Source organism: Janthinobacterium sp. BJB401, from assembly GCF_013372745.1.
In the GTDB taxonomy this organism is placed as follows: Bacteria; Pseudomonadota; Gammaproteobacteria; order Burkholderiales; family Burkholderiaceae_D; genus Janthinobacterium; species Janthinobacterium rivuli.
Genome location: NZ_JABXFH010000056.1, coordinates 23,177 through 34,642 on the forward strand (window position 1 = coordinate 23,177; position 11,466 = coordinate 34,642).

Here is an 11,466-nt window from a genome sequence, read left to right on the forward strand (position 1 = left end):
TCCATGGCTGATGCTTATCATTCATATCTTCGGCAAGAAATATCCGGTATGCAGATAAATTCGATTTATCCGACATTCAGATATATTGACTTTATCCGAATATCAGATAAAATTTGTTTATCTGAATAGCGGATATTTGAAATGTCTTGCGCACCCACCTCCCTACTTCTGCTCACCGCGTCACAACTCGGCCAACTGCTCGTATCGACTCGCAAGCGGCACAAGCTCACCCAGGCGGCCATCGCAACTCATGTCGGCTTGAGCCAGAATCGCATCTCCTACCTCGAAAGCCATGCCGACGAAATCAGCGTCAAGCAGCTGCTGAGCTGGTGTTCGGCCCTCGAGCTGGAGTTGTACTTGGGCGAGCGCGATACATCCACGGCCAGCAGCTCGGCGGAGTGGTAGCCATGGGTCGCCGCTCACACAGCCAAACACTGCACCTCTGGGCCAATGGCGGCTACGTCGGCCGCTGGACGATCAACGCCAATGGGGACTCCGAACTGGCGTACGACGCCGGCTGGCGCCAATCCAGGCTTGGTCGCCCCATCTCGCTGTCGTTGCCGTTCAATATGCACGGTGAGCCGCTGAAGGGCGCCAATGTCTCGAACTACTTCGAGGGCTTGCTGCCGGACAGCGACATCATTCGTAAGCGTGTTGCGACCCGCTTCAAGACAGGCTCGCTCGACTCTTTCGACCTGCTCGCGGCCGTTGGCCGGGACTGCGTAGGCGCCTTGCAACTGCTGCCGGAAGGTGCCACACCGGAAAAACTTGTTCATGTTGACGGCATCACCGTCAGCGAGGAAGACATCGAGCGCCACCTGCTTGAAGTGGTGAGCCTGGAGCGGCACGGCGCCGTCGATGACGCCGACGACGACTTCCGCATTTCGCTCGCCGGGGCGCAGGAGAAGGACGCATTCCTCTGGTGGGATGGAAAATGGATGAAGCCGCGCGGCACCACGCCGACGACACACATCTTCAAGCTTCCAATCGGGATGGTGGGCGGGAAGCGGGCCGACTTCACCACGTCGGTCGATAACGAATGGTTGTGCCTGCGCCTGTTCAAGGAATTCGGACTGCCCACGGCCAATGCCGAGATTGCGACGTTTGGCGCGCAACGCGTGCTCGTCGTCGAGCGCTTCGACCGCACGCGCTCGGCCAACGGTAAGCAGCTGTTCCGGCTTGTTCAAGAAGACTTTTGCCAGGCCACTGGAACATCGCCGCTGCTGAAATATGAAAATGACGGCGGCCCGGGGCTCAAACAGATGTTCACCCTGCTGCAGCAATCGCGGGATAGCGCCGCGGATATGCACACGCTCATGGCATCCCAACTGCTGTTCTGGATGCTGCGTGCGCCGGATGGCCACGCCAAAAACTTCAGTATCCAGCTCCTCGCTGGTGCGGGACGATTCAAGCTGACGCCCATCTATGATGTGATGTCCGCCTACCCGGTTATCGGCCCAGGGCCGAATCAGTGGAGCGAACGCAAGCTCAAGTTGGCAATGGCGCTGCTCGGTAACAACCGGCACTACCTGGCGCATGGCATCGAGCGGCGCCACTTCAACAGCACAGCCAAAGAGGTCGGCTACGGTGTGAGCGCGGAGCCGCTGCTGCAGGACTTCATTGCACGCACGCCCGCGGTCGTAGACAAGGTCCGCAGCGAACTGCCTGTGGGGTTTTCGGAAAAGGTAGCCGACAAAATTCTGGGCGGCCTGCTTGCTTCAGCGGCCGTCCTTCAACGGATGCCGCCAGCCTGAAGGGAAGGACTTCCGGCTGGCGCGACGCATTGCTGCACCGCGCAATGACGTCCGGCACATTTAGGCGCAAGATGCGCATGTGCTTGCGCAAAGCAGGCTCCCGATGTCTGGCTTGCCTACCTGGGGAAATATCATGTCCGCACACACTTACAAGCTGATCGAACTGGTTGGCACGTCGACCGAGAGCAGCGATCAGGCGATACGCGATGCCATCGCCAAGGCGGCGCTGACAGTCAAGCATATGGACTGGTATGAAGTGACCGAGTCGCGGGGACATATCGTCGATGGCAAGGTGGCGCACTTCCAGGTCACGCTCAAGGTCGGCTTCCGGCTCGAATAGCGTACTGCGGCGCATTCACCGCCGTCCAACCGCTCCCCGGCTTTCCAGCCACTCGCGGCCGCCGCTGTTCAGCGCGGTCTCGATGACCTTTTCCGGCAAGCTGTAGACGGTCGCCCAGCTGGCGCGGCCGTCCTGCGTGTTGGCGGGAAAGCTGTGTGTTTCAATCGGCCAGTGGTACTTGCGTTTCAGCGCCTTGACGATGGCGGCCAGCGATACGCGGCCTTGCAGCGGTTCGGCGCCGGACTGGTCGCGGTTCGACAGCAGCACGGCCAGAACCTGGCCGCGGCCCGTGCGCGCGCCGGGGAAGGTGGGGGTTTTGTTTGCCATGGCCTATTTTACCGGGCAATGAACGGCAAGAGGCGCTGTGCCGCACCTTTGATCTGGCGCAAGCGCCGCGGCGGCATTGCGGCCACGACGATTACCAACTAGAAACTGGCGGAAGGCGAGGAAGTGGCGCGCAATGCCGGCGGCCACATCGGTTATCACCAGGGCACCTGAGGCGGCTGGCGTCGGCCTTTCTTACACTTTGTCCTTTCCAGTTCAGTCCGCTTTACGCAAGTGTTTGATTCCATATGATTTTTTTGTGTGGCACGCAAGCTGCTTATCCCTGTCTACGAGATGAATCCAGGCAAGTCATTCTGGATTCTTTATCCCCCGGATTTTCCGAGACTGACCACGATAAGAGGCTGCGATGAACGTCAATCACACACGAAGCAAGACGCTGGGCTGGCTGGGCGCACTGGCGGCGGCAAGCCTGCTGGCCAGCGGTCAGGCGCAGGCTGGCGCGTACGGCCTGGCCGTCAATGAGTTGAACAATTTCCGCATCACCACCAGTGCCGGCACCTTGTCGCTGGCCGGCGCCAACCGCAATGCCAGCGACAGCGCCTTCTTCGAAGGTGGCGTGGCCGTCAATCCGCGCGCCGTCAATACGGGCCCGGCCGCCAACGCCGACGTGCTGCAAGTGTGTTCGGGCGGTGGCTGCGGCGGTTTACCGCAGAATCATTACGCACCCAGCCCCAGTTCCACCCTGGAATTCGCCCGCGGCGATGCACACGCCTTCGGCAATATGCTCAATGGCGGCTCCACCGTGCGCGCCGTTGCGGAAGCACAACGCAACACGGTCGGTGCCGCCACGTCCACGGCTGGCGACACGCTCACCGGCTCCGTCAACCTGACCCTGTCGAGCGCTGGCTTCATCACCTTCAGCTTCATGGGTCGGCGCGACCTGCGCACCAGCGTGACGACCATGGGCGACAAGTCGAGCGTGTCGATCATGGATATCTTCAATATCTCGTGCAATAATTCCAGTCCCGTGGGCTGCCTGTCGAACGCGAATGCCGACGGCGTGATCTTCCAGTTCGCGCCCGATGGCGATGCCAACAATGGCAGCGACGTCAACGGCAACCATACGGTCGGCAGCCTCGACCCGTTCAGCCTGAACATGACGGCCGGCACCAACGACCCGGCCACCGGGCGCGCCTTCACGAATGGCTTTGCGATGTTTTCCCTGACTTCGAATTTCGCCCTGCCGGCCGGCAGCTACACCTTGAACTTTTCCAAGTCCACGCGCACCGACATCGTCGTCATCGATCCCTTGCAAGTACCGGAACCGGGCACCCTGTTCCTGCTGGGCGCGGGACTGGCCGCCCTGGCTTTTACGCGCCGCCAGCCGAAATAAGCAGCCGCATGAAAAACACGCGGCGCCCGCAAAGGCGCCGCGTTTTTTATGCCGACAAAAACCCTGTTAACCGAGCCGCGCCAGCGCCTGGCGCGCCAGTTGCAGCTGCTGCAGATAATAGCGGTGCAGCATGGCTGGATCGCTCAGGTCGCGCCCCAATACCAGGCGCAGCTCGCTGGCGGGACAATCGGCGGCCTGGGTCTGCACCTGGGTTTGTATCTGCAACCCCAGTTGGCGGGCCAGCTGGCGCGCCGCCTGCTCCTGCGCGGGCCGGTATTCGACGCGCGTGCGCGCCACCTGGAAGCTCGATTCATTGGCCAGACGCACCACCTGCACGGGAGCGCCGGCCAGGCTGCGCGCCAGCGCGGCGGCCAGGCCGGGCACGCCATTGCCGTTCACTATTTCCAGGCGCGGACGGGGCACGGCGGCAGCCGGCATGGACCGCTCCGCCACAGCAGTGACGACGGGCACGCCGCGCGCGGTGGCCGGCACGCGCTGCAGGCGCGCCATGCCGTCGGTTTGCGTGATGTCGATGCGCGCCATGGCCGGCGCATCCGGCAACGGCGCGGCTACAGGCGCTTCCTTCTGCGGCGCCTCCTTGCGCAAGACGGCCAGGTCGCGCCGCAGGTCGTGTTCCTGCAGGCTCTGCGCCTGACGCCGCATGACGGCCGCGCGCGCGTGCTGTCCCAGCCGTTCCAGCACTTGCGCCAAGTGCTGCCAGGCCAGCGCATTGAGCGGATCGAGCAGGCACGCCTGTTCCAGCGCCATCAACGCTTGCGCATCACGCCCGCTCAGGGAATAGACGTGACCGAGATTGCTGAACAAATACGCCTGCCGCGGCTGCGGCGGACTGGCCTCCCGCGTCAGGGCCAGCCAATGGGCGATCGCCGCATCGTGTTCACCGCGCTGCGCATGCAGCACGGCCAGGCCGTTGCGCGCATTCACGTGGCGCGGCGCGGCGCGCAAGGCTTGCTCATACGCCGCTTGCGCGGCAGGCAGGTCGCCCGCGTCAAAGTACTGGCGCCCCGCCGCATAGGCGGCATCGGCGTCGGGCCACTGCGGCAGCGGCGCGCGGGCCAGCTGCGTGGTACAGGCGGCCAGGCCCAGACAGGCGCAGGCGGCGGCCAGGCGGGAAATCGTCAAGCGCATGGTAGCTCCTTTCAGCGGCTGGCCATGGCCGGCACGAGCACGCGATACACTTCGATCACGGCCGGCCCCATGAGCACCAGCATGAGGGTGGGAAAGACGCAAAAGATCAGCGGGAACAGCAGTTTCAGGGCGATCTTGGCTGCCGCCTCCTCGGCCAGCAGGCTGCGCTTGCCGCGCAGGTTTTCCGAATGCACGCGCAGCGAATCGCCCATGCTGGTGCCGAAGCGTTCCGATTGAATCAGCATGGCAACCAGGGTGTCGACATCTTCCACGCCGCTGCGCAAAGCCAGGTTGCGCAGCGCCTTTTCCTTGGAAAAGCCGGCGCGCATTTCCATCAGCACCAGTTGCAATTCCTGCGCCAGCACCACGCTCTTGATATGAATTTCGCCCGACACTTTGACCAGCGCGCGCTCCAGACTCAGGCCCGCTTCCACGCACACGGTCAATAAATCGAGCGCGTCGGGGATGTTTTCAAAGATGTCGCGCTGGCGCCGCTTGGCCGTGCTGGCCAGCACCAGGTTGGGCAGGTAGTAGCCGACGGTGGCGCTGACGCACAGCAGCAGCAATAGCACGCTGCGCAGCTGCGCCGCCATGGCGCTGGCCGCGTACAGGCCCAGCACGGTGGGAAACAGCAAGGCCAGCACGGTTTTCGCCGCAAAATACAGGGCCGGCGCGCTGGCCTGGCGCCAGCCCGCGTTCATGAAGCGCGTGCGCAGCGGCGAGCGCTCCCAGCCCTCTTCCGGCAGCGACAGCTTGCTGAACGGCTGCGCCACGCGCGCCACCCTCTCCACCCAGCCAGAGTCGGTCACCGCCTCGCTGGCGGCCGGCGCCATGGAACCGAACAGGCGCTGGCGCAAGGTGCCGGGAAAGAAGATCACCCATGCCAGCAGGGCCAGCGCCACCACCACGGCAAAGACGATCACGAGAAACAGCAGTTGTGCACCGCTCATGCGACCTCCTGTTTTATATCCTGATACGGATGACGTTGCGCATCCAGACCACGCCCAGCGCCACCATGCCGGCCGCGTACCACAGCAGTTTGATGCCGCTGGGATCGGTCCACAGCAGGCGGATGTATTGCGGGTTGACCAGCGCCATGACACCGATCATCACCACCGGCATCAAGCCCAGCACCCAAGCCGACATGCGCCCCTCGGCCGACAGCACGCGCACCTGCCCCAGCAGTTTTAGCCGGGCGCGGATGATGCGCGCGATGCTGACCAGCACCTCGGCCAGATTGCCGCCCGATTCGCGTTGCACCAGCACGGCGATGACGAGGTAGCGCAAGTCCGTCAGCGGAATGCGCGCGGCCAGGTTTTGCAGCGCTTCGTTCATCGGCACGCCGTAATTGATTTCTTCATGCGCCATCTTGAATTCGCCGCTGATCGGCTCATTGAGTTCATCGCCCACCATCTGCAGCACATTCGAAAAAGAGTGCCCGGCGCGCAGCGCGCGGGCCAGGAAATCGGCCGCTTCCGGCAATTGCGCCTCGATCTTTTTCAGCCGCGCCGCGCGCGCGCGCAGCACGACCATGCACGGCCCGCCGCCGGCCACGCCCAGCAGCAGCAAGGCGCCCGGCAGCGGCATGGGCCAGATGGCCAGCCACAGCAGCGCCAGCAGCAGCAAGGCGCCCGCGCCGCCCAGGAACTGCGCCACCGACCAGGACAAGCCCGATTGCAGCAGCAGGTGGTCGAGCTTTGCCGCCTGCGGCAGGCGCCGCAGCCAGCGCTCGAGGCCGGGCGTGCGCGCATAGCGGCGCTGCTTGAGGATGGAGACCCGCTCGCCGCCCGCCTCGCCGCGCGCCGCCATCAGCCGCAAGCGCCGGTTGATGCGCCGCGCCGCGCTGCCATGCGTGCCCGACCACCACAGCCAGACCCCCTCCACCATCAGGATGCAGGCGGCGAACAGCAGCACGGCAAAGCCGTAGAAGACCAGGTCCATGCTGACTCCTATTCGTAGATGCGGTCCGGATCAAAAACACTATCGGGCACGGGCGCGCCGAACATGCGCAGGCGTTCCGTGAAGCGGGGCCGCACACCCGTGGCGCAAAAATGACCGAGCACCTTGCCGTCGGCATCGACGCCCGTCTGCTCGAAGCGGAAGATTTCATGCATGGCGATGATGTCGCCCTCCATGCCCGTCACCTCCTGCAGGCTGACCAGCTTGCGCGCGCCGTCCGTCAGGCGCGACACTTGCATCACCACCGTCACGGCCGAACATATCTGCTGGCGCGTGGCGCGCGGCGTCAGGTTCACGCTGGCCATGCCGACCATGTTTTCCAGCCGCGCCAGCGCGTCGCGCGCCGTGTTCGAGTGGATGGTCGCCAGCGACCCTTCATGGCCCGTGTTCATCGCCTGCAGCATGTCGAGCGCCTCGGCGCCGCGCACCTCGCCCAGGATGATGCGGTCGGGCCGCATGCGCAGCGCATTGCGCACCAGCGCGCGCTGGCTCACTTCGCCCTTGCCCTCGATATTCGGCGGACGCGTTTCCAGGCGCACCACGTGCGGCTGGCGCAGCGCCAGTTCGGCCGCATCCTCGATGGTGACGATGCGCTCGCTGCCGGGGATGAAGCCGGACAGCACGTTGAGCAGGGTCGTCTTGCCGCTGCCCGTGCCGCCCGAGATCAGGATGTTGACCTTGGCCTGCCCCAGCGCCTGCAGCACCTGCACCATGGGCGGCGTCAGGCTTTTGTAATCGAGCAGATTGGCGATCGTCAAAGGCTGCACGGCAAAGCGCCGGATCGACAGGATCGGGCCATCGACGGCCAGCGGCGGAATGATGGCATTCACGCGCGAGCCATCGGGCAGGCGCGCGTCGACCATCGGGCTCGATTCGTCGACACGCCGGCCCACGCGCGAGACGATCTTTTCGATGATCTTCATCAGGTGCGCATTGTCGTGGAAGGTCACGTCCGTCAGCTGCAGCCGCCCGCCCCGCTCCACGTACACCTTGTCGCAGGTATTGACGAGGATATCGGACACGCTGGCATCGGCCAGCAAGGGTTCGAGCGGGCCAAAGCCCAACATCTCGTGCTGGATGTCGAGCACCAGGCTATGCCGCTCGTGCTGGTTCAGGACGATGCGCTCTTCCTCGATCACGCGCTGCACCAGCAGCGCCAGCTCGTGCTTGAACTGCTCCGCCGTCAGGCGTTTCAAGCGTTCCAGGTCGATACGGTCGAGTATCGTCTGGTGCATGGTCTTTTTGAGTTCCTGGTAGGCGTGCAGCGCCAGCGCGCCTTGTGCATTGGTGGCGGGGCGCACCGTTTCATTCGCCGCCAGGCGTTCGCGTAAAGTCATCTTGGCTCCCATGATGGCTCCCGGCGGGAGCCTTGACATCGATTGCGGTCCTAGGACTCGCTGCGGCTGAACAAACGGTCGAACAGGCCGCGGCTTTCCGTCACGCGGCGCGCCGTCACCAGTTCCACCAGCTCGGCCAGGCTGCGCGCCACGGCGCTGGTGCGCGACAGCTGCAGCAGCGGAATGCCCTGGTTGACGGAGTCGGTGGCGGCAATGTAATCGTTGGGCACCGTGTGCACCACTTCGGCGCCCAGCGCCTGCTCCAGATCCGCCAGACGCAATCGCCCGCCCTTTTCATAGCGGTTGACGATCAGGCGCAGGCGCTCGCCCGGATAGCCGAGCGAGCGGAAAATGTCGAGCAGGCGGCGCCCGTCGCGGATGTCGGGCAGGGCCAGCTGCAGCACCGGATAGATGGCGTCGGCGTTGTCGAGCGCGCGCAGCGACAGCGCATCGATCTGGCGCCCCACGTCGAGCACGATGTAGTCGTAGTGCTGGCGCGCCACGGCCAGGATGCGGTCCATGTGCTCGGGCTGCATGTCGACCTTGTGCGCGGGGTCGTCGGCCGCCGCCAGCACGCCGAAGTTCGGCGTCACGTGCACCAGGCACGAAGCGAGAAAGGCGCCATCCATGCGCGCGATCTGCGCGCAGATGTCGGACAGGGTCATGGCCGGCTTCTGGTCCGACACATATAAAGTGGCGTCGCCGAACTGGCCGTGCAAGTCGATCAGCAGCACCTTGCAGCCGGCCAGGCTGGCCAGCGCATACGAAAAATTCGTCGACAAAAACGTCGCGCCGCTGCCGCCCTTGCACGAGATGAAAGCGAGCACTTTACCGTCGCGCATCTGCGTCACGCCGGCCTGGATATCGACCCGGTCCATCGCCTCGTGGAAGGCCTTGTGCACCAGCGGCAGCTGCAGCACTTCGCGCATGCCGGCGCGCATGGCGCGGATCAGCACATCCTGCTGCTGGCCGCGCGTGAGCAGCATCAGCACGGCCAGCGGATACTGGCGCGCCAGGCGCTCGAGCAGGTCGGCTTCGTTGGCATCGATGCCGCTGGCATCGACGATCACCAGTTCCGGCGCTTCGGGCAGCATGCGCTCGACGGCGTCGCGCAGGCCGCTGCGCCGCTCCAGCAGCCGCAGCACGGGCATGCGGGCCGCGCCTTGCGCCGCGATTTCATCGTGCAAGCTGGCGTCACGGGTAATCATCAAGGCTTTCATCACGCCTCCTTCATTCAATGCACTACATTCGGCTGCGCCGGCGGCTTGGCGCTCATGGACAAAAGCCGGGATTGTCCGGATAGCCCAGCGACTCGGCCACCGCCATGGTGGTCCCGCTGGGCAAACGTATGGCCCCTGCGCCGGAGGGAAACATCATCCCCAGCAGCGGCAGCACGGGCCGGTAGGGCACACGCTCGCAGCGCGCGCCGTCGCCGGGCTGGCACAGGCGCGCGCGCACGAAGCGGATGCAGCTGGCGCCATGCGGATCGTCCAGGCAATTGATGCGGTTGCGCTGCGGGCACCCCGGCAGCACCGTCACCGGCACGGCCGCCAGCGCGACGCCGCCCGCGCTTTCCGACAAATAATCGATGCGCACATGCGCGTCGCCGATGCCGCCACCCAGCGGCAGCGTGCCCGGCGTAGCGCGCAGCACGGCTTGCGTGCGCACGGCCTGCAAGGCGCCGGCATTGCTGAAATCAGTGACGGCGGCGGCGCGCGCCGCGCGCCGGGTAATCTCATGCACCATGTTCCACACGTACACGGCGCGCGCCATTTCCAGCATGGCGAACAGGAACAGGAAGAACAGCAGCGCCAGCATGGCGAATTCGACGGCGAAAACGCCGCGCTGACGCTGCCGGCGACGGTGCGGGTCAATGCACATAGCGCAAGGTCGCGTTGGCCCGCAGCGGGATCGGCGCCAGTTGCGGCAGCCACTTGCGGGTCAGCGCAGGCAGGAAATCCACCGGCATGTCGGCGGTGACCTTGATGCGCACCTGCAGCGGCGCCGTCGCGTAGCTGCCGCAGGCATAGGAATCGTCGGCGTACACGCAATCCACATTGACCCATGCGGGGTTGATGTCCGGCCAGCTTTCGGCCATCGCTTCGGCCACCATCTCGCGCGCCAGCGCGGCGCCCAGGCTCGCCGTATCGAACTTGCCCATCTGCGGCAGCGGCATCGTCGCCATGTAGCGCGCCGCATCGTGCGCGCTTTTTTGCAGTGCCGTGTACACCAGCAGCGCGCGGCCGAACAGCAGCACGAAGGGCAGCAGCGCCATGAAAAACAGCAGGATCAGTGCCAGCTCGATGGCGGCGACGCCGCCCTGGCGGCGCGCGGCGCGGCAGGGCGGCTTCATCGCAGCAGCTCCGCGGGACCGGCCAGCGTGCCCTCTTCCACCAGGCCGGCAAATTCGGCGCTCAATACGCCATTGCTGGCCGGCGCCGTCATGAAGAAGCGGCCGATGCCGCGCACCTGCGCCAGCACGTCGCCGCCGGCCGGCACGGGACAGGCCAGCAGCGCAATGTGCAGCAGGCGGCGCTGCGCCACGCCCGTGTTGCCGGTCGGCGCCGTCTGGAAGCCCAGCGTCTGGTAGGGCGGCGTGGCAGGGTAGCCGGACTTGGCGGCCGGCGCGGCCGGGCTGGCCGGATACAGCTTGGGCCAGTCGCTGGTGGCAAACGGCAGATAACCGCCGGCCGGCTTCGGGTTGCTGTACCTGGCCGCCCTGGAAAACGACCACAGCGGCCCGTAACTGCCGACGGCGGGCGGCGTCGCGTTCGATTCCGGATCGGCCACGGACAGCAGCGGATTGCCCGTGCTCAGGGCGCTCGGCGCATCGGGCGCGTTGGTCATCCACCAGCTCGCGGCCGTATTCGGATAGGCGCGGATATTCGTGTCGGGCGGCGCCGTGACGGCATGGCAGCCGCTGCCCGCATGCTGGTTGAAGCGCGCATTGAAGGCCGTCCACAGCGCGGCGGGAAACGGCCGGTGCACGTGCACCTGGGCGCTGCCGATGCGCGGATACTGCACCGTGCCGCTGCAGACAAACGGCAGCACGCTCGCTTCGCCGACCTGCTGCGACACTCCCACCACGCCCGGCTGGCCCAGCGGATTGAGCACGAAATGTTCGGCCGTGGCGCCATGCGGATTGAGTTTCAACAGGTTATACGCCACGCCGCGGCGAAAGCCATATTCCAGCAACTCGACGGCCGGCAGCAGTGCCGCATTCGTGCGCGGGCTGGCCGCGCTGGCCGA

12 protein-coding genes and 1 pseudogene are annotated in these 11,466 nt (G+C 65.3%); 4 read left to right on the forward strand and 9 right to left on the reverse strand.

Features of this window, described 5'->3' with window-relative positions:
* The first annotated feature begins 141 nt into the window (after nucleotides 1-141).
* The 3 genes from HWE17_RS25065 (at nucleotide 142) to HWE17_RS25075 (ending at nucleotide 2,094) form a co-directional block, all read left to right on the forward strand.
* Complete coding sequence (locus tag HWE17_RS25065; RefSeq protein WP_176390657.1) at nucleotides 142-405, forward strand: helix-turn-helix domain-containing protein; 264 nt, start codon at nucleotides 142-144, stop codon at nucleotides 403-405.
* A 2-nt stretch (nucleotides 406-407) separates the two neighbouring features.
* Nucleotides 408-1,754 carry a type II toxin-antitoxin system HipA family toxin gene (locus tag HWE17_RS25070; protein WP_176390658.1) on the forward strand — a complete coding sequence of 449 codons (1,347 nt, stop codon included), beginning with the start codon at nucleotides 408-410 and terminating at the stop codon, nucleotides 1,752-1,754.
* A gap of 133 nt (nucleotides 1,755-1,887) precedes the next feature.
* The gene (locus HWE17_RS25075; RefSeq protein ID WP_034753599.1) at nucleotides 1,888-2,094 is read left to right on the forward strand and encodes a dodecin; all 207 of its coding nucleotides are present in this window, start codon (nucleotides 1,888-1,890) and stop codon (nucleotides 2,092-2,094) included.
* A gap of 15 nt (nucleotides 2,095-2,109) precedes the next feature.
* Here HWE17_RS25075 and HWE17_RS25080 read toward each other — a convergent pair whose 3' ends face one another.
* A complete protein-coding gene (locus HWE17_RS25080) occupies nucleotides 2,110-2,421 on the reverse strand; it encodes a hypothetical protein (RefSeq protein WP_099401218.1) in 312 nt (103 codons plus the stop codon).
* 364 nt (nucleotides 2,422-2,785) lie between these two features.
* Between HWE17_RS25080 and HWE17_RS25085 the strand changes: the two genes are divergently transcribed.
* Nucleotides 2,786-3,772 (forward strand): EDSAP-1 family PEP-CTERM protein, encoded by a 987-nt coding sequence (locus tag HWE17_RS25085; protein ID WP_176390659.1) that lies wholly within the window; start codon nucleotides 2,786-2,788, stop codon nucleotides 3,770-3,772.
* A gap of 66 nt (nucleotides 3,773-3,838) precedes the next feature.
* Here HWE17_RS25085 and HWE17_RS25090 read toward each other — a convergent pair whose 3' ends face one another.
* The 8 genes and pseudogenes from HWE17_RS25090 to HWE17_RS25125 all read right to left on the reverse strand — a co-directional run.
* A complete protein-coding gene (locus HWE17_RS25090) occupies nucleotides 3,839-4,921 on the reverse strand; it encodes a LytR C-terminal domain-containing protein (RefSeq protein ID WP_176390660.1) in 1,083 nt (360 codons plus the stop codon).
* Nucleotides 4,922-4,932: 11 nt separating this feature from the next.
* The gene (locus tag HWE17_RS25095) at nucleotides 4,933-5,871 is read right to left on the reverse strand and encodes a type II secretion system F family protein (RefSeq protein WP_176390661.1); all 939 of its coding nucleotides are present in this window, start codon (nucleotides 5,869-5,871) and stop codon (nucleotides 4,933-4,935) included.
* A 13-nt stretch (nucleotides 5,872-5,884) separates the two neighbouring features.
* Nucleotides 5,885-6,862 carry a type II secretion system F family protein gene (locus HWE17_RS25100; RefSeq protein WP_099401214.1) on the reverse strand — a complete coding sequence of 326 codons (978 nt, stop codon included), beginning with the start codon at nucleotides 6,860-6,862 and terminating at the stop codon, nucleotides 5,885-5,887.
* A gap of 8 nt (nucleotides 6,863-6,870) precedes the next feature.
* Nucleotides 6,871-8,217, reverse strand: a complete 1,347-nt coding sequence (locus HWE17_RS25105; protein WP_081922835.1) for a CpaF family protein — start codon at nucleotides 8,215-8,217, stop codon at nucleotides 6,871-6,873.
* Nucleotides 8,218-8,267: 50 nt separating this feature from the next.
* On the reverse strand, nucleotides 8,268-9,437 hold the full coding sequence (locus tag HWE17_RS25110) for an AAA family ATPase (protein WP_176390662.1): 1,170 nt from the start codon (nucleotides 9,435-9,437) through the stop codon (nucleotides 8,268-8,270).
* Between the two features lie 52 nt (nucleotides 9,438-9,489).
* The gene (locus tag HWE17_RS25115; protein ID WP_176390663.1) at nucleotides 9,490-10,098 is read right to left on the reverse strand and encodes a TadE/TadG family type IV pilus assembly protein; all 609 of its coding nucleotides are present in this window, start codon (nucleotides 10,096-10,098) and stop codon (nucleotides 9,490-9,492) included.
* On the reverse strand, nucleotides 10,088-10,570 hold the full coding sequence (locus tag HWE17_RS25120; protein ID WP_099401213.1) for a TadE/TadG family type IV pilus assembly protein: 483 nt from the start codon (nucleotides 10,568-10,570) through the stop codon (nucleotides 10,088-10,090). Before HWE17_RS25120 ends, HWE17_RS25115 begins: the two co-directional genes overlap by 11 nt.
* Nucleotides 10,567-11,466: pseudogene (locus HWE17_RS25125) on the reverse strand (pilus assembly protein TadE); the annotation flags it as partial. The gene HWE17_RS25120 and the pseudogene HWE17_RS25125, both read right to left, overlap by 4 nt.

Coding starts and splice junctions, on each gene's coding strand:
- HWE17_RS25080 (WP_099401218.1), bottom strand. CDS start 2,421: ATGGCAAACAAAACCCCCACCTTCCCCGGCGCGCGCACGGGCCGCGGC.
- HWE17_RS25120 (WP_099401213.1), bottom strand. CDS start 10,570: ATGAAGCCGCCCTGCCGCGCCGCGCGCCGCCAGGGCGGCGTCGCCGCC.
- HWE17_RS25100 (WP_099401214.1), bottom strand. CDS start 6,862: ATGGACCTGGTCTTCTACGGCTTTGCCGTGCTGCTGTTCGCCGCCTGC.
- HWE17_RS25065 (WP_176390657.1), top strand. CDS start 142: ATGTCTTGCGCACCCACCTCCCTACTTCTGCTCACCGCGTCACAACTC.
- HWE17_RS25105 (WP_081922835.1), bottom strand. CDS start 8,217: ATGACTTTACGCGAACGCCTGGCGGCGAATGAAACGGTGCGCCCCGCC.
- HWE17_RS25075 (WP_034753599.1), top strand. CDS start 1,888: ATGTCCGCACACACTTACAAGCTGATCGAACTGGTTGGCACGTCGACC.
- HWE17_RS25070 (WP_176390658.1), top strand. CDS start 408: ATGGGTCGCCGCTCACACAGCCAAACACTGCACCTCTGGGCCAATGGC.
- HWE17_RS25090 (WP_176390660.1), bottom strand. CDS start 4,921: ATGCGCTTGACGATTTCCCGCCTGGCCGCCGCCTGCGCCTGTCTGGGC.
- HWE17_RS25085 (WP_176390659.1), top strand. CDS start 2,786: ATGAACGTCAATCACACACGAAGCAAGACGCTGGGCTGGCTGGGCGCA.
- HWE17_RS25115 (WP_176390663.1), bottom strand. CDS start 10,098: ATGTGCATTGACCCGCACCGTCGCCGGCAGCGTCAGCGCGGCGTTTTC.
- HWE17_RS25110 (WP_176390662.1), bottom strand. CDS start 9,437: ATGAAAGCCTTGATGATTACCCGTGACGCCAGCTTGCACGATGAAATC.
- HWE17_RS25095 (WP_176390661.1), bottom strand. CDS start 5,871: ATGAGCGGTGCACAACTGCTGTTTCTCGTGATCGTCTTTGCCGTGGTG.